We start from the raw sequence: 15,744 nt of genomic DNA on the forward strand, positions 1-15,744 counted from the left end.
GATGACCTTTTGCGCGGCTTATAATACCTGGGTTGTTTTGCATACGTCTCATTTCGTTTCATTTATAAAATATCAGTCACTGCACCTTTAGATGCAGAGGAAACTAATCTTGCATACTTGACGAGTACGCCCGAATTTACTTTTAGCGGAGGCTGTATCCATGCTTGAGCCCTAGTAGCTCTGAATTCGAGCCTCGACTTCTATTCTTACCTCCATTAGAATTAAGATAGAATAGGAGGCGTTACTGTACATGGAATTTATCGAAATAGGACTGAAGCTACTGGGGTTAATTCTCATCATTTCACTTTTCTTCTCTCTAGTGAGGTTCCTGGTTCAAAAATATCTAAGCGACTTCTACCAGGGCATTACTAAAGCAATGATCAAAATGTTCAATTCTATCAAGGGAATTTTCAGAAAAGTGAGCTGACAGTGATTCCTAATTCATCTGCTCCAGCTCCTCTCTCCCTCCTCCAAGTGCCATAAAATAAATGCTTGTCTTCCCACATAGAACATGCTATCATATCTCTTGTGCTTAATAGTACCATATTGTGGAGCCGTGGTGTAGAGGCCTAACATGCCTGCCTGTCACGCAGGAGACCGCGGGTTCGAATCCCGTCGGCTCCGCCATTTCTTATTTGAATCGTGTACATAAAGCATCAGACAAGGAGCGGCCAGGCTGCTCTTTTTTTGCATTCTGTCATACACCCATCCATCGGCAATGGCAAAGCCGGCGCGTGCGGCTTCCATGTAGATGGAGCAATACAGGGAGAGTGATGCGCGATGACGCGCCGCGGAAGATTCGCCCCTACCCCATCAGGACTGCTTCATATCGGCAATGCATTTGCCGCATTATGTGCCTGGCTGCAGATTCGTCAGGCCGAAGGACAATTCATATTACGTATTGAGGACATTGATAAGCAACGCTCGCGCCCCGAGCTGGCAGCCCAGCAACTGGATGATCTTCGTTGGCTGGGGCTGGACTGGGATGAAGGCCCCGATCTAGGTGGCCCGTATGCCCCCTATGAGCAGCGTCATCGAGACGAGTTGTATGAAGCAGCTCTCACTAAGTTGCAACAGGACGGCCACCTCTACCCTTGCTATTGCAGCCGGGCTGATCTGGCTCAGATTGCGAGCGCGCCGCATGGACTCGCCTCTGAAGGCGCCGTATATCCTGGACTATGCCGTCACCTGAGCGTTGCAGAACGAGAAGCCCGTGCCGCTGAGAAGTCACCGTCTCTTCGTTTCATTATGCCTGAGGGCGCTACATGCTTCACCGATGCCATTGCTGGGCTGCAAGCTTATAACAGCAGCATGCTTGGCGACTTCGTCGTCAAACGGGCGGACGGCATGTTCAGCTACCAATTAGCTGTTGTCGTGGATGATCATGCGATGGGCATCACAGATGTCCTGCGCGGCTGCGATCTGCTCGACTCCACCCCAAGGCAGCTTGCTCTGTATGCCGCCTTGGGCTATGAGTCGCCGCGATTTGCACATGTGCCGTTGCTCGCCGATGCTGCGGGTCACCGCTTCTCCAAGCGCGACAAGAGCCTTACACTCGCCGCCTTGCGCAGCGAAGGTGTGTCGCCTGAGCGGCTCGTAGGCTTGCTTGCTTATCTGGCAGGCTGGGTCGATAAGCCAGAGCCGATTGCCGCGCACACGCTCCTTCCCCTCTTCCGCACGACATCATTGAACACGCACCTTCTGCCTGTTAAGGCTGCCCATCTACATTGGCTCCGAGGCAGCGGCCAGCGACGAGGGAGTTGAACCGCATCCATCGAATTGCATTTACGCCATGGCTTGTAGGACGCCTTACACAGCGAAGAGCAAGCAGGGCTCAACATTCAGCCTTGCTTGCTCTTCGTTTATATCAAATTGGGCGGTTAGCTCCCCTTCTGCCTACGCCAACGCTCTGCACCAGCAGCAGCAGAGCGCACAGCGGCTTGGTGCAGGAGATAACCTATGAAGCAGCCAAGCGTATTCAGCAGCACATCATCTACATCGAAGGTTCGCATGCCCCAGCCGACCTTGGTCATCAGCAGTTGCAGCGTCTCAATCGCCAGCGATAGAGCGGCTCCAGTTGCAATCGCTTGTCGCCAGCTTGCCAGAGGCAGAAGTGCCCCAAGGGGCAACAGCAGCAGTAGATTGCCGCCAATATTGCGCAATGGCACCATGTAGTAACCATGCTGAAGCTGCGCTGCCAGCGTTCGCAGCGGAACCAGATTGATGGGTAGCTGTGACCATGCTGGGGGCAGCTCTATGATCACCGTGGGGACTAATGTAAGCCGAACGACGACCAACGAACAAGAGCTGATAGCGATCCACCGTACATGCGCCAGCCGCAGCTTTCTCCTGCGCAATGCAAGGTAGACAACCAGCACGAGCAACTGCAAGGCGAAGGCTGCCCCCAGAAGCTGTACCTGCTCTAATACGCGATACCCCATCGCCTATCCTTCCGATGCGCCCAACGGTTTCACGAAGCGGGTTCCCGTCCGTTGATAGCCCTGCTGCTCATAGAATACATACGCCTCCTGTTCGCGCTTATAGCCCGAAACAAGCCATGTCCCTTTGCAGCCATGTTGAAGAGCTAATTGCTCGGCAAAGGCAACGAGCTGTCTGCCGATACCTTGACGCTTGCACTCCGGGTCGACTGCGAGCACCGAGATTTCCCCATACCGCGCTACCTCCTCGATCTGCTCGCGAATTCGAAACCCGAGCACCCCTACCACCTCGTCCTCCATCTCATAGACGTACAGCTCATCATAACGGCTGCTGTCCACGAACTGAAGCCGATTGTGCATATCGGACTCGGGCACCTCCCTTCCTAGCAGATGGGACATGAGATAACTCAGCGCAGGCACATCCTTTGAAGCTGCTTCCCGAATATGAACGTTCATCTCTACCTCCTCGGCTCTTTGTACGCAGGTTTTCTATGGTTGATGCTAAGCGCACCGCTTCCCATCCTTATTCGACAAAGAGCACATCTCATCCTTCATCCATGCTCGCTTACTAAGGCTGGACACCAATGGACACAACAAACAACCGGACAGCTAGCATCCGGTTGTCGCACAACGCACTCCTATTCTGACAGGTCTAGCCCATCCAGCCTTGCTCATATACGTAGCGTGCAAGCTGGACTCGGTTGTCCAGGTGGAGCTTTTGCAATATATTTTTCAGGTGATTCTTCACAGTATGCTCGGAGATGTTCAGCGTGGACGAAATATCTCGATTGGACAAGCCCTTGGCAACCTCCGTCAAAATCTCCCGCTCACGGCTGGTCAGCATCGCCGAAGGCTCAAGCATCTTATCTGCGTAAGAGAACTCCTTCAGAATCCGAAAAGCCAGCTCGCGCGTCATCGGCGCCTCATCGACAGTAATCGCCCGCAAATACTCATGCCACGCCTCCGGCTTCAAGTTTTTGAGCAGATAGCCCTGCGCCCCTTTTTTCAGCGCATCGAACAGATGCGTAATATCGTCAGAGACCGTCACCATCACGATCTTCACATATGGATACTGCTCCTTCAACCGGCGGGTCGCCTCCAGACCATCCATGCCTGGCATTTGAATATCCATCAGGATCAGATCCGGCATCCATTGCTCCGTTAGCGCGATCGCCTCCAGTCCGCTGCGCCCCTCTGCAACAATCTCGAATGCCGGGTCCATGCTCAATATCGTGCGAATTCCCTCCCGGGCATGCTCGCTATCATCCACCACCAAGACGCGAAAAGACGGTGCATTCATTCCGCATTCTCCTCCCATTCCTCTCGATCACACCTTCTCACCACTTGCTTACTGCTCAGCTTCTATCGCCTGAAATCGAGCCGGTTTGCCGCTGCTGAGGCTGCATGAGCCCCAGAATATCGCTCATCTCATCCAGCTCGCCAACATGGATATTCGAGATCTTGCCATCCGGGGCAATAACGAGCGTCACCGGCAGCGATGCAATCCGGTACGGCTTCTTGAGACTGCCGCTCTCGTCCAGCAGAATAGGAAATTGCAGTCCATAGCGATCCGCGAACTGCTGTACGGTATGTGCCGGCTCCCCCAGATTGACCGCCAACAGCTCCACCGGCTCGCCGGAACCAGCGGTCAGCTTGTATGCCTCGTTCAACAGCGGCAGCTCATTCACACATGGCGTACACCATGAAGCCCAGAAATTCACCAGCACCGTCTTGCCCCGATGATCAGTCAGTGAACGAGCCTCCCCATCCAGCCCCGTGAGCGTGATGTCTGGCGCCACAGCGCCCTCCTCCGCCTTCGCCTCGGAAGCCCCTGGCATGGCCGTCCACACGACATAGCCTAGCCCGCACAGCACTAGCAGTGCGATCACGGCCTGAACCGGATGTGTACGCAACACTGTCATCCTTCGTCGTCCTCCCCTTGCTCCCTGCCAGCTCTGGATGACTCCGCGGCGGCCGGGATGCCGAACAGGCTGGCGAATGCATCTTGAAATCCTCCTGCCCCAAGCTGACGGCGAATCTCTGCGCTGCTGCCCTCCAGCTCGATCATGCCATCACGCAAAAACAGAATCCGATCCGCCAGCGCCTCGGCAACCTGCAACTGGTGTGTGGAGAATAGCACGGTCTGACCGCTGGCGCCCGCTTGGCGAACCAGACGGATGAAGCTCTCCATCCAGTAGGGGTCCAGTCCGTTCGTCGGCTCATCCATAATAATGAGCGGAGGGCGGGCGAGCAGTGCCTGCGCGAACAGTACGCGCTGACGCATCCCCTTGGAGAAGGAGGCAACAGGCTTGCTCCCCGTCTCCTCCAGCCCGACCGAGGCGAGCGCCTCATCTATATGGCTGCGGGGGACATCCTTCAGCCCTGCCCAGAATGCCATCGTCTCACGGGCAGTCAGCCCGGCGCTGAACCGATAATCATCGGGCATATAGCCGATCTGCCGGGCGTAACGTCTGCGATCCTCCTGCCAGCTTAGGCCGCATACGCGAATTTCGCCCTTGTCTGGCCGCAGAATACCTGCAATCATACGCAAGATCGTGCTTTTGCCAGCACCGTTGCCGCCGCAGAGTGCGATGATCTGCCCTGGCTCGGCCTGCAGGCTGACATCATGGATGACAGCCTCGCCCTTGAACAGCTTGCGAATATTTGCCACCTGTACCGTCACCTTATCCACGCCCTCTCCCCCGTTCCCATAGCCAGCAGGCAATCCCGCCTGTGCCGAAGATCCATAATGCAGCGAATAGCAGATAGCTCCACGTCCCGGAAGGCTGGCGCAGCCATTTCACCCAGTCATAATATTCCGGCCCGATAATCGAACCGCCGCCCAGCTTGATCACTGCCATAAGGCGTGACAGCTCCGCGGGATTCAGCGCCGTAAGGATCGCGAGCATCGGCTTGACCCACATATAGGGAAGCGAGCCCAGCAGCGCAATCAACAGCGGCTGCCAAGCGATGATGAGGAAGAACCAGACACCGATGCAGATCGTCAGCGCCTGCCAGCGGTTGCGGGCTAAGCTGCCGATCAGGAATGAGATCGCCAGAAACATCAGCGCCAGACTCGCGGAGAAAGCCAGAAGCAGCACATACGTGTCCAGTTGGAAGCCTGCCCCGCCTGCCCAGCCAAGCACCCCTGCAAAGCCGAAGCCGACAGCAATGATCGATAACAAGACGATACCCAGCCCGATATACTTGCCGCCGATGAAGTCCAATGTCCCCAGTGAATACGTGCTAAGCAGCTCCCAGTTGCCATCCTCCTTCTCTCCAGTCAGCGAGAACGAGCCCAGCATGAGCGTCATTAGCGGCAGCAGATACAAGATCAGATTCAGCATCGTTCCACTGACGCCCGAGTAGCCTTGAATATAGCCCTTGGAATTAATCAGCAGCAAGCTCAGCATGAACAGCGCGAATAGTCCCATGAACGAATAGGCCCACGGATTACGCAGGCCCATTCGTATTTCGCGGGTCATCACTTGAAGCAGATGCTTCACTTGTGATGCCCCTCTCCAGCGGCTTTATCCGTGCTGCCTTCCTTATCGCCATGCGCCGCCTGGCCGTCAGCCTCCGTCCCGTGGGACGATGAATCCCCACCATGGCCGGACTCCGCCTCCATCTTCATCCCGTCATCGCCATGACCATCTCCATGAGCATCCCCATGGCCATGACCGTCCATATTCATCATATCGCGGTTCACCGCCCAGCTATGACTGGCTAGCTGTTCTGACGTCATCAGTGTGCCTGCTCCCTGCTGCTGAATGTACGCTTCTGCGTCCGCTTGCTTCTCGAAGGAAACGACGCCATAAGCCATCGGTGTCGCATAGGACGGATCATAAGCGTAATACGCTTGCTCATACGGTATCCACTGATTGCTATGGAAATCACGCACGAAGGCTGCGCCGATCGTATCGGTGCCGTTCTCCTGCTTCCACTCATTCATACAGCCCAGATCGTCAAATTTCAGCGACTGTCCATCCTTCGTTACGATCTGCGTAGCATAGGCGTTATCCTTGACGGCCATCTTGCAGATGACGCAAACATCCGTCTCCTCATTAATCTCCTGCGGCGTATAGCTCGCTCCCCCGCAAGCTGTTGTCACCCATACAAGCATCAGCAGCAGTGCTGCCACACCTATTCCTTTTAATCTCATGCCTCTCGTCTCCTAGCATATCGAATTAGAATTGCTGCACCGCCCAGCATCAGCAGTCCGAGCCATCCCGGAGCGGCTGTCCTCCCGTCATCGCCTACTGTAGCAGCCCGCTCGGGCGGAGCCATCAATGGCGCTGTATCCGTTGTCCAGTTGCTGCTGTCTGATTGATACAGACTCTCCAGAAACACCATACCCGGTGATTGAAAAAATAGCTGGAAGGCCGGGCGCTTCTTCACCAGCCCCTGAAAGAGCGGATGAATCGCATAACGAATATCGCTCGCCCCGTCTCCATCCGCATCAATCCCGCGAAAGGACTCCCAGTAGTTCCCGTGTATCCGGTTGCCCTCGCTGCTCCGGGACTGCGCATCCGAGGTATTGTTCTGGAACAGATTGCCCGTCATTTCATTATCGGCAGCATCCAGCAGTTGCAGCCCGATAAAGTTAGCCACCACATCGTTATCGACAATCCGGTTAGCCGAGGACTGCTCCATATAGATCCCAACGCGGTTTCCCTCTACCCGATTGCCAGCAAAGGTAGACTGCTGGACATCGAACAGCAGGATGCCCTGCGAATGGACGTTCTCGCTCTGCTTCTCGAACCGGTTATGCCGCAATTCGACCTCCCTGGAGGTCATAATCATCGCGCCTGTCACATTGCCGTCGCCTACATTGCCGCTAATAAGCGCGCGGATCGTATACATACAGTGAATTCCATAACGTGACTGCTCGATCCGATTGTCCAACACGCGGTTGTCATCGGCATTCTCCATATAGATGCCATCATAGACCTGTTTAATCTGATTGCCCGATAACTCGTTGCGATGGGAATTGTACAGATCGATCCCATTGCTCTTGCCGCTACCGAGCGCACCCTGCGTGACTCCCATGCTGTCGCCCGTCAGCGGCAGCTCCTGCTCCGCCTCCACAGCGGCGCCCGTCCCTTGCCATTCTATGGAGTTATGGCGTACAACACCGTCACTTGCATCACGCAGCAGGATGCCAAAGGACGTGGAGCGCACCGTTAGCTTCTCCAGCAGAAATCGATTGCCCTGCACCAGAATCGCAGCCGCCTGCTCCTCAGCTTGCTGATCCACGACTAGCCCAGCCAGCGTCACTCCATCGGCAGCAATCGTAATTGCCGGGCCGCTGCCAGTGTGGCGGATCGTCACCGTGCCGGGCTGCTCAGCCTTGACCGTCATTTCCCGGTCTAGCACCAGCGGCCCTTCATAGCTTCCCGGAGGCAGTGTGAGCGTATCTCCTGCTGCCGTGCGAGCGGCAAGCTGCTGTAGATTGCCCGTATCTGCCGCCCTCGCTGCCCAGGTGCTGCCGATGAGCCCGGCAAGCAGCAGACAAGCAAACAAGAGCAAGGCCATGACCTTCCCCGGGATTTGTGAAGCACTCATCATTTCACCTCCAGCTCTGCCTTCTTGGTCAGATGAAGATCATCGGCATACAGATGCAAATACAGGGTGTAGGTCCCCTCTGTCGGAAAGGTATACGTTGCTGTGTACACGTCTTCCCCCTCCCATCTGCCTTCTAGCAGCTCCGGCTTGTCGTCTATCCTTACATCGAACATCATGCGGTAGTCGTCAGACAGCTTCACCCCGGACACGGTCGCACGCAGTGTGGCCTCGCTAGTAGCAGTCGGTACTTCAGGGACAGAGGATAGCATAACTCTGATGTCTGCCGGGTCGACAGGCTCAGGAGCTGCCGAGCAGGCAGCTACAAGCAACATCAGCCCTACGAGCCATACAAGCAGCAGGCTGCGCTGCAGCAACGTCCTTTTAACCTGTGCCGCTCTGCCCGCTTGAGCGCAGAACACGCGGTACATCTGCTGAAGCCTTGTCAAGCCAAGCACTGATTTTAAGTATACTCGCCTCTGCCCAAGTCTCCTATGACTACAAAGAGTCATTTCAAGTCGGGACGGCGCCCCAAATGTGACAGGCCTCTGACAACAACGATTCGCAGAGCGATACCTATACGTCTGATCGAAGATGCTTCTGCTCCTCATCTACCACGCCCACGCCTTCGGAAGATAACCCGCAAGCGACCCTAGACGCTGCCAGCCGGGTACCGCAGCCGATTTCATTCGCTCTGCTGTGCATGACGGCTCTGCAGTATAGCCTCGCTGACGCGCCTCCTTCCAGGTCGTCTCCGTCAAGTAATTCGTCGCATTGGCCTGCTCAAAGCATGGAGGCGCTATGTATATCTGCTGAGTATGATCCAGAACCATTCGCGTCCCCCCTGGAGGCGCCATGGGCAGTGGAACCAGTAAGAACAGTACAGCCAGGATACCTCCAGTTATAACGGCAATTCGCCATTTTTGATTGAATCGCAACCCAATCCCCTCCTCGTAACAATATAGACAAGCCTGTCAACTAACATACAGCTTCAATAAAGGTGCCTGCAGGTAATTGTACAGGATAGGCCATAGCCGAAGACAGTCCTAATGGAGTGAACATTCCTTGACACTTTTGGTGGTGGATGCATTGAAAATATCTGTATATAGCTCTTTGTAGTTATGGCTATCGTGGAAGATTGAATGGTAAAATAAAAAATTGTATACATAGAACTGTATCCATCTAATTGAAGAGGGGGATTACATGAGTAGCAACGGCAATTCGAAGATCAGCTCATCCAGACCCTACTGGATCGCCCTGCTTGTGCTTGTCCTGCTGTTTGGAGCCTATCTTCTTATGCCGCTAATAAGTGGCAAGGGGCGGCTGCCAGTAGTGATGCCTTCTCCGGCCTTCTCCATGCCGGATCTGGACGGGAATACCATTACCCAGACGCAGTATGACGGCAAGATTAGGCTAATGTCCTTTATCTTTACACGTTGCCCGGATATTTGTCCAGTAACTACGGCGAACATGGTGGAGCTTCAGCGAAAGCTTCAGGAGAAGGGATGGTTCGGCAGCAAGGTAGCCTTCCTCTCGGCAACCTTCGATCCAGACAACGATACGCCAGAGGTGCTGCGTGGCTATGCCGAGCGGATGGGCATCGATTCGTCGGGCTGGACGCTGCTTCGCCCTCAGCAGGAGGATACGATCCGACTTGCAGAGCAATATGGTCTGTCCATTCAGAAGCTGGATGATGACCAGTACATTCATTCTGTGACGTCACTGCTCCTCATCGACGACCAGCAGCAGGTACGGATGATCTACAAGATGGGCGAGGAGATGGACAATGAGCAAGTGATGCAGGACATCACCTATCTGGTAGATAATCTATCGAAGAACGAATAACAATAGCCCCCAAGCGGCATCCACGGTCGGATGAGCTTGGGGGCTTGCTTTATACTGCTTATTGATGCTTCTTGCCGGGCTTTGAGATCAGGAAGTAGATCGTGCCAACGAATAACCCTCCACCCACAATATTGCCCAGTGTAACAGGAATCATATTATTGAACCAGCCCGCAAGCGAGATGGTCTCGGGATGGGGAAGGAGCAGCGCCAGACCCAGTACCGTCATATTAGCGACACTGTGTTCATAGCCGGATGCGATGAAGGCGAACAGCATCCAGAAGATCAGGATCAGCTTGGCGGTGTCCTCCTTGGCGCGCATTGATGTCCATAGCGCCAGACAGACGAGCCAGTTACACATCACGCCGCGGAAGAAGGCCTCACTGAAGCCAAGATGCATCTTTTTGGCTGCGGCTGCAAACAGCAGATGATCTGGCGCGATATGAGCGAACAGCCCTGTTCCGACGATTATGCCGCTAAGAACCATCGCACCGATCAGGTTGCCGCCGAATGACCAGCACCAAGCGCGCAGCGTATCCGCCCAACTCGTCTTCTTGGACAAGGTCGCTGCCGTGAAGTACATGTTATTCCCTGTGAACAGCTCCGCACCGGCGAACACGACGAGCGTCAGTGCAATGCCAAATGAGGTGCCCATTACAAGCGAGGTGACAGGCGACTGCACAGCGGACAAGGAAGCACCCAAGGTAAAGATAAGTATAATCCCTATTCCTACATAAGCTCCCGCCAGCCCTGCGGACAACATATATTTCAGCTTGCTCTCCCGAAGCAATGCCCTGCGAACCAATGCAGACTCCACGACCTTATCCAATGTCTCCTGATACATGATGCTTCCCCTCCCCTAAGTCCCCTGCATCCCTGATTCACACTTTACATCTAACGAATAGCTAGTAACTAGTAACGATTAGCCAACTCAGCTATTTCTGCTATTTAGGCAAGCCTACCTGCACCTGATTGCCTTCAATACGGACAGGATAGCTTCGCGCTGCCCCTTCGTCCGGCGCATAGGCCTTCCCGGTCTGTAGATCGATCCGCACATTGTACAGTGGGTCATACAGATCATGACCGGACACGATCCCCTCTGCCAGCGTTCCGCCCTTCGGGTGCGGATTGCGGTTCTCCAGCGCATACAGACGATCATCCGTCGTGCGGAAGACAGCAAGCTCTATGCCCTCCATTACGATCTTCCGGCCAATCCGCAGTGGAAATTCCTTCAGCGAACCTAGCGTATGATACGTGTACTCGGTAGTTTCGGATTGCAGCTTCATATGCCTCTCCCCCTATCCTGGCCTGCTGCACCGAGCGCTCTCATGAAGCGCCCGGTGCAAATTCCATTTAACCAATTGTCGTATTGCCATATAGCTCCCGGCGTGTCTGTGGGTTGTTAATGACCTTGCTCCATGGCTCCGATACTGTGGCGAGCGCCGCTTGAATGCGCGCATTCAGCTCCAGCCGCTGCGCCATATCATCCACCACGGCTGCGCGGATCGCTTCGATTCCTGTCCGCTCCACCCAATCCGAGGTTCTCTCCAGATAGCTGGCATGCTCGCGATAGTATTGAACGAAGGCCGCAATAATCTCCACCAGCTCATCATCTGACTGTACCTTGCATAGCAGCTCCGCCAGACGAGGCTTAATGCCGCCGTTGCCGCCCACATACAGCTCCCATCCACCGTCATTGCCAACGATGCCGACATCCTTCGTACACGACTCTGCACAGTTGCGTGGGCAGCCGTTGACCGCCATTTTCAGCTTGGCAGGCATATCCAGCCGCTCGAACATCTTCTCCAGCCGTACACCCATGTTGACCGAATCCTGCGTACCGAAGCGGCAATATAGCGAGCCAACACAGGTCTTGACGGTACGCAGCGCCTTCGCATAGCCATAGCCGGAAGGCATATCCAGATCGGCCCAGATGTCCGGCAGATCCTCCTTCTTCACGCCTACCAGATCGATGCGCGAGCCGCCCGTCACCTTGACCATGCCCACATTATATTTGACAGCAGCGTCCGCGATCCGCTTCAGCTCCTCTGGCGTGGTCACCCCTGCGTACATTCGCGGTATAACTGTATACGTTCCATCCTTCTGGATATTGGCGTTCAGCCGCTCGTTAACAAAGCGCGAATCCGGCTCCTCCTCATGAATGCCAGGCCATACCATATGCAGGAAATAGTTAATCGCCGGCCGGCACTTGGAGCAGCCCTCAGGATGGCTCCATTCCAGGACATGCATGACCTCCTTCACCGTCGTCAACTGCTTGCTGCGGATGGCTTCAACGACCTCATCCCGGCCAAGCTTCGTGCAATCGCAGATGCCTGCCGCCGCGCCGGCAGCCTGATACTGGTCGCCCAGCGTGTACTGCAATATATTCTCGACCGTTCCTTTGCAGCCGCCGCATGAATTCGTCGCCTTGGTGCACGCCTTAATCTCATCCAGCGTGCTCAGTCCATGCTCATGAATGGCCTGAACGATGTGACCCTTCGATACGCCGTTGCAGCCGCAGACGATCTCATCATCCGGCATAGCGGCGATCCGATCCATCGGAGATTTCCCGCCGGAGGCGGTTCCCATGAATTCTTCATACAGTGCTTCCGTCATCTCTGCTTGCGACCGCACCCATTGGTTCATGACCGCCGAATCGCTCACGTCTCCGAACAGCACGCCGCCAACGATCGTTTTATCGCGAAGCAGCAGCTTCTTGTACGTCCCCTTCCAATCATCCTGCTTGCGCAGCACAGTCAGCTCGGGACTATCCTGGAAGATGCCCGCCGAGAACACATCGACGCCGGATATTTTCAGCTTGGTCGAGGTGAAGGAGCCTTCATATGGGGCCGTATCGACGCCGCCCAGCCGTTTGGCAAGCACCTGTCCTTGCTCGAACAGCGGGGCTACGAGGCCATAGCAGACGCCCCGGTGCTCGGTACATTCGCCAACGGCATAGACATCCGGCGCCGAGGTCTGCATATAATCATCGACGACAATGCCGCGTCCGGTATGAATTCCGCTATTCTCCGCGACCTTGATGTTAGGGCGAATGCCCGCTGCCATTATGACCAGATCCGCCTCCAGCTCCGTTCCATCGGCAAAGCGCAGCGCTTGTACCCTTGCATCGCCCACCAGCTCATTCGTCTGCTTCTCCAGCAGGAAACGTATCCCCTGGCGCTCCAGCTCCGCCTTCAGCATGATCGAGGCTTGTGGATCAAGCTGACGTTCCATGAGATGCGGCATCAGATGCACCACCGTTGTCTCCATGCCCAGTTGTACCAAGCCCTTGGCTGCTTCCAGACCGAGCAGTCCGCCTCCGATAACAGCCGCCTTGCGATACACCGCCGAAGCTTGCAGCATTGCTTGACAATCAGCGATGTCACGAAATCCGATGACCCCTTCCTTATCTGCACCGGGGATCGGCAGAATAATCGGATTGGAGCCGGTGGCAATGATCAACTTGTCGTAGGAATGAGCCATCCCATCCTCTGTGTACACGAGATGCCCATTCGTATCGATGTGCGTAATAGCTGTGCCGGTATGGAGTGTAATTCCGTTCTCCTCATACCAGGCCAGCGGATGCAGGATAATCTCTTCCATCGTCTTGCTGCCCTCCAGCACATAGGAGAGCATGATGCGGTTATAATTTGGATGCGGCTCATTGCCGAATACCGTAATTTCATATCGTGAAGGCGCCAGCTTGAGCAGTTGCTCGATGGCATTCATTCCAGCCATACCGTTGCCGATCAGCACGAGCCTTTCCTTAGCGGAGCTGGCAGCGCGTCTTGCTATCGTATCGTTTCGTAGGGCTTGATCTTCTTTCATGTGAATCGCCTCCGTTTCTTGCTTACTTCATAGTTTAGCTGGTTATCGGCGCAATCGTTATGATAAATCTCACAATCCACAAAGTTATCTGGTTATCAGACATCTACTCTATGGAGCATTCATACTTTCATTCTCATTTGGCTAGCTGACTTACTTCAACCGTAAACCTCCCCCGAGCACAGTGGCTCTCCTGAAATGCAAATCACGCGTTTTCAGTCTTTACATTCCGCGTCGTATGGGCTATATTTCAGTTGAAACCCGGCCGCCTGCGGCGAGCCGGATAGGATCATGCCCCCGAAGGAAGGAGAGAAAGCGCGATGCTGTTGCACAAAGGCGAGGTATTGTTTCGCCAAGGAGACATCGGGCCGCTCTACCAGCTCGAGAGCGGGATGCTCAAAATTGTAAGACTCCATGAGAATGGCCATCAAATGCTAATGAACCTGATCACACCCGGCGAAGTCATCCCGCATCATTCCTTAATTACCCAGCAGCCCTACCATGGAACGGCTGTTGCCCTTACAACCTGCGAGGTAACACTCCTCCCCGCCGCTGCATGGTACCAGTCCCTGCTCGATGAGCCAGGCAAGAGCGTGGACATCGCACTCAAGCTGCAGAACAAGCTGCGGATGATGCAGCAGCGAATTGACCAGCTCACCCATCCCGAGCCTGCCCAGCGGCTTGCGAAGCTGCAAGGCTGGTTCGAGCAATATCTGTCTCTGCCCAGCGGACAACTGACCGATCTGCTCACCCAGGAGGAGATTGGTCAGTTGATTGGCCTGCGCCGCGAGACCGTTAACCGGCTGCTTCGCTCATCCGCTGATGCAGTAGAGCAGAAGCATGCTCAGAGTGTGCCGGCTGGCCCGAAAAATTCATAGTGCATATCCGTATCGGCTACTCCGTTTGCCACCAGCTCCTGCTTGACTGCACGCATGAACGGCGTAGAGCCGCAGAAATAATAGACGGCATCACGCTCAGGAACAGCTTGCTCCAGCCAGGCTGCATCGAGGGCTGAATCAGCTACGGCATGTCTTGCTTCCAGCTCGCCGCCTGCTGTCTCACGGTAGAAATAGTATGCGGACAGATTCGGATGAACGTCGACCAGGCCATCCACATGGTCCTTCAGCGCATGCCGCTGCAGGCTGACAGCGGCATGAATGAATACGATGCGGCGCTTCGAGCCGGCCTCTACCAACGCATTCAGCATGCTGACCAGCGGTGTCAGCCCCACGCCGCCGCTAATCAACACAATCGGTCTTGTATCCTCCAGGTCAAGACAGAAATCGCCTGCCGGAGCAGACAGCGGCAGCACATCCCCCACCTGAATGCGCTGGTGCAGCACATTGGAGACCTTGCCTGCCGGTTGGCTGCCGCGCGCATCCTCCCGCTTGACTGTAATGCGATAGTAGGACTTGCCCGGACTATCCGAGAGCGAGTATTGACGAATATGGGAGTATTCCTCTTCTGCGCTTTCATACTTGATGCTAACATATTGTCCTGGAAGATAAGTGGACAAGGGACCACCATCCTGAGGAACCAGGTAGAAGGAAGTAATCTGCGACGTCTCCACAACCTTGCGCTGCACGACAAACGGCCGGAAGTCAGCCCATCCCCCCTGCTGCTGCTCCGCCTCCTTGTACATTTCCTCCTCCACATCGATGAAGACCTGGGCGATTACACCATAAGCCTCTGCCCATGCGCCTATGATCTCATCCGTTGCCGCATCCCCCAGCACATCCTTGATCGCCTTCAGCAATTGCTCGCCCACAATCGGATAATGCTCCTTACGAACGCCAAGACTGCGGTGCTTATGTGCAATCTGCTTCACCACGGGCAGGATCATGCCTAATTGGTCAATATGCTTCGCTGCCGCATAGACCGCATTGGCCAATGCTGCCTGCTGCTTGCCCTGCTTTTGATTGGCGTGATTGAACAGGTTCAGCAGCTCTGGATAACTGGCAAACATCGATTTGTAGAATCGGGTCGTAATCTCCCGTCCGTGCTCCTCCAGCACAGGAACGGTTGATTTGATCGTCTTGATTGTCGCTTCACTTAACATGGGACAGTTCTCCTTTAG

The 15,744-nt window shown here is 55.0% G+C and carries 17 protein-coding genes, 1 tRNA gene and 1 pseudogene; 4 read left to right on the plus strand and 15 right to left on the minus strand.

Features of this window, described 5'->3' with window-relative positions; all coding sequences use genetic code 11:
• Window positions 1-62: 62 nt before the first annotated feature.
• Window positions 63-161: pseudogene (locus tag ACY1JZ_RS03620) on the minus strand (dihydroxy-acid dehydratase); the annotation flags it as partial.
• Window positions 162-550: 389 nt separating this feature from the next.
• On the opposite strand from ACY1JZ_RS03620, the gene ACY1JZ_RS03625 reads away from it, so the two are divergent.
• Window positions 551-627: transfer RNA gene (locus ACY1JZ_RS03625), tRNA-Asp, on the plus strand.
• A 153-nt stretch (window positions 628-780) separates the two neighbouring features.
• A complete protein-coding gene (gluQRS, locus tag ACY1JZ_RS03630) occupies window positions 781-1,764 on the plus strand; it encodes a tRNA glutamyl-Q(34) synthetase GluQRS (RefSeq protein WP_462628108.1) in 984 nt (327 codons plus the stop codon).
• A 116-nt stretch (window positions 1,765-1,880) separates the two neighbouring features.
• Here gluQRS and ACY1JZ_RS03635 read toward each other — a convergent pair whose 3' ends face one another.
• The 10 genes from ACY1JZ_RS03635 to ACY1JZ_RS03680 form a co-directional block, all read right to left on the minus strand.
• Window positions 1,881-2,441, minus strand: coding sequence for a VanZ family protein (locus ACY1JZ_RS03635; RefSeq protein ID WP_462628109.1), 561 nt, complete (start codon window positions 2,439-2,441; stop codon window positions 1,881-1,883).
• A gap of 3 nt (window positions 2,442-2,444) precedes the next feature.
• Window positions 2,445-2,894, minus strand: coding sequence for a GNAT family N-acetyltransferase (locus ACY1JZ_RS03640; RefSeq protein ID WP_462628110.1), 450 nt, complete (start codon window positions 2,892-2,894; stop codon window positions 2,445-2,447).
• A 196-nt stretch (window positions 2,895-3,090) separates the two neighbouring features.
• The gene (locus tag ACY1JZ_RS03645; protein ID WP_462628111.1) at window positions 3,091-3,738 is read right to left on the minus strand and encodes a response regulator; all 648 of its coding nucleotides are present in this window, start codon (window positions 3,736-3,738) and stop codon (window positions 3,091-3,093) included.
• 55 nt (window positions 3,739-3,793) lie between these two features.
• Window positions 3,794-4,360, minus strand: coding sequence for a redoxin domain-containing protein (locus ACY1JZ_RS03650; RefSeq protein ID WP_462628112.1), 567 nt, complete (start codon window positions 4,358-4,360; stop codon window positions 3,794-3,796).
• Window positions 4,357-5,130, minus strand: a complete 774-nt coding sequence (locus ACY1JZ_RS03655) for an ABC transporter ATP-binding protein (RefSeq protein ID WP_270171023.1) — start codon at window positions 5,128-5,130, stop codon at window positions 4,357-4,359. Before ACY1JZ_RS03655 ends, ACY1JZ_RS03650 begins: the two co-directional genes overlap by 4 nt.
• Complete coding sequence (locus ACY1JZ_RS03660; protein ID WP_270171022.1) at window positions 5,123-5,944, minus strand: ABC transporter permease; 822 nt, start codon at window positions 5,942-5,944, stop codon at window positions 5,123-5,125. The genes ACY1JZ_RS03655 and ACY1JZ_RS03660 overlap by 8 nt, the downstream gene beginning before the upstream one ends.
• The gene (locus tag ACY1JZ_RS03665) at window positions 5,941-6,600 is read right to left on the minus strand and encodes a nitrous oxide reductase accessory protein NosL (protein WP_462628113.1); all 660 of its coding nucleotides are present in this window, start codon (window positions 6,598-6,600) and stop codon (window positions 5,941-5,943) included. The genes ACY1JZ_RS03660 and ACY1JZ_RS03665 overlap by 4 nt, the downstream gene beginning before the upstream one ends.
• Window positions 6,597-8,003: a right-handed parallel beta-helix repeat-containing protein gene (locus tag ACY1JZ_RS03670; RefSeq protein WP_462628114.1), complete on the minus strand. Its 1,407-nt coding sequence runs from the start codon at window positions 8,001-8,003 to the stop codon at window positions 6,597-6,599. Before ACY1JZ_RS03670 ends, ACY1JZ_RS03665 begins: the two co-directional genes overlap by 4 nt.
• A complete protein-coding gene (locus ACY1JZ_RS03675; RefSeq protein WP_462628115.1) occupies window positions 8,003-8,449 on the minus strand; it encodes a hypothetical protein in 447 nt (148 codons plus the stop codon). Before ACY1JZ_RS03675 ends, ACY1JZ_RS03670 begins: the two co-directional genes overlap by 1 nt.
• Before the next feature lie 162 nt (window positions 8,450-8,611).
• Window positions 8,612-8,938: a hypothetical protein gene (locus tag ACY1JZ_RS03680; protein ID WP_462628116.1), complete on the minus strand. Its 327-nt coding sequence runs from the start codon at window positions 8,936-8,938 to the stop codon at window positions 8,612-8,614.
• A 265-nt stretch (window positions 8,939-9,203) separates the two neighbouring features.
• Here ACY1JZ_RS03680 and ACY1JZ_RS03685 point away from each other — a divergent pair, with 265 nt between their 5' ends.
• Window positions 9,204-9,845 carry an SCO family protein gene (locus ACY1JZ_RS03685; protein ID WP_270171016.1) on the plus strand — a complete coding sequence of 214 codons (642 nt, stop codon included), beginning with the start codon at window positions 9,204-9,206 and terminating at the stop codon, window positions 9,843-9,845.
• 58 nt (window positions 9,846-9,903) lie between these two features.
• Here the strand turns inward: ACY1JZ_RS03685 and ACY1JZ_RS03690 are convergent, their stop codons facing one another.
• The 3 genes from ACY1JZ_RS03690 to nirB form a co-directional block, all read right to left on the minus strand.
• Window positions 9,904-10,686: a formate/nitrite transporter family protein gene (locus ACY1JZ_RS03690; RefSeq protein WP_462628117.1), complete on the minus strand. Its 783-nt coding sequence runs from the start codon at window positions 10,684-10,686 to the stop codon at window positions 9,904-9,906.
• Window positions 10,687-10,786: 100 nt separating this feature from the next.
• Window positions 10,787-11,128, minus strand: coding sequence for a nitrite reductase small subunit NirD (nirD, locus tag ACY1JZ_RS03695; RefSeq protein WP_462628118.1), 342 nt, complete (start codon window positions 11,126-11,128; stop codon window positions 10,787-10,789).
• 67 nt (window positions 11,129-11,195) lie between these two features.
• Window positions 11,196-13,670 (minus strand): nitrite reductase large subunit NirB, encoded by a 2,475-nt coding sequence (nirB, locus tag ACY1JZ_RS03700; protein ID WP_462628119.1) that lies wholly within the window; start codon window positions 13,668-13,670, stop codon window positions 11,196-11,198.
• 317 nt (window positions 13,671-13,987) lie between these two features.
• On the opposite strand from nirB, the gene ACY1JZ_RS03705 reads away from it, so the two are divergent.
• A complete protein-coding gene (locus tag ACY1JZ_RS03705) occupies window positions 13,988-14,545 on the plus strand; it encodes a Crp/Fnr family transcriptional regulator (protein ID WP_270171011.1) in 558 nt (185 codons plus the stop codon).
• Here ACY1JZ_RS03705 and hmpA read toward each other — a convergent pair.
• Window positions 14,512-15,726, minus strand: coding sequence for an NO-inducible flavohemoprotein (hmpA, locus tag ACY1JZ_RS03710; protein WP_462628120.1), 1,215 nt, complete (start codon window positions 15,724-15,726; stop codon window positions 14,512-14,514). The two genes, ACY1JZ_RS03705 and hmpA, sit on opposite strands and share 34 nt — an antisense overlap.
• Window positions 15,727-15,744: the final 18 nt, after the last annotated feature.

The sequence above is a fragment of the Paenibacillus sp. J5 genome (genome assembly GCF_054955055.1).

Bases quoted from the DNA above. Each gene is read 5' to 3' on its own strand.
- ACY1JZ_RS03635 (WP_462628109.1), bottom strand. From the start codon at position 2,441: ATGGGGTATCGCGTATTAGAGCAGGTACAGCTTCTGGGGGCAGCCTTC.
- nirD (WP_462628118.1), bottom strand. From the start codon at position 11,128: ATGAAGCTGCAATCCGAAACTACCGAGTACACGTATCATACGCTAGGT.
- ACY1JZ_RS03690 (WP_462628117.1), bottom strand. From the start codon at position 10,686: ATGTATCAGGAGACATTGGATAAGGTCGTGGAGTCTGCATTGGTTCGC.
- ACY1JZ_RS03665 (WP_462628113.1), bottom strand. From the start codon at position 6,600: ATGAGATTAAAAGGAATAGGTGTGGCAGCACTGCTGCTGATGCTTGTA.
- ACY1JZ_RS03640 (WP_462628110.1), bottom strand. From the start codon at position 2,894: ATGAACGTTCATATTCGGGAAGCAGCTTCAAAGGATGTGCCTGCGCTG.
- ACY1JZ_RS03650 (WP_462628112.1), bottom strand. From the start codon at position 4,360: ATGACAGTGTTGCGTACACATCCGGTTCAGGCCGTGATCGCACTGCTA.
- ACY1JZ_RS03670 (WP_462628114.1), bottom strand. From the start codon at position 8,003: ATGAGTGCTTCACAAATCCCGGGGAAGGTCATGGCCTTGCTCTTGTTT.
- gluQRS (WP_462628108.1), top strand. From the start codon at position 781: ATGACGCGCCGCGGAAGATTCGCCCCTACCCCATCAGGACTGCTTCAT.
- ACY1JZ_RS03645 (WP_462628111.1), bottom strand. From the start codon at position 3,738: ATGAATGCACCGTCTTTTCGCGTCTTGGTGGTGGATGATAGCGAGCAT.
- ACY1JZ_RS03705 (WP_270171011.1), top strand. From the start codon at position 13,988: ATGCTGTTGCACAAAGGCGAGGTATTGTTTCGCCAAGGAGACATCGGG.
- hmpA (WP_462628120.1), bottom strand. From the start codon at position 15,726: ATGTTAAGTGAAGCGACAATCAAGACGATCAAATCAACCGTTCCTGTG.
- ACY1JZ_RS03685 (WP_270171016.1), top strand. From the start codon at position 9,204: ATGAGTAGCAACGGCAATTCGAAGATCAGCTCATCCAGACCCTACTGG.
- nirB (WP_462628119.1), bottom strand. From the start codon at position 13,670: ATGAAAGAAGATCAAGCCCTACGAAACGATACGATAGCAAGACGCGCT.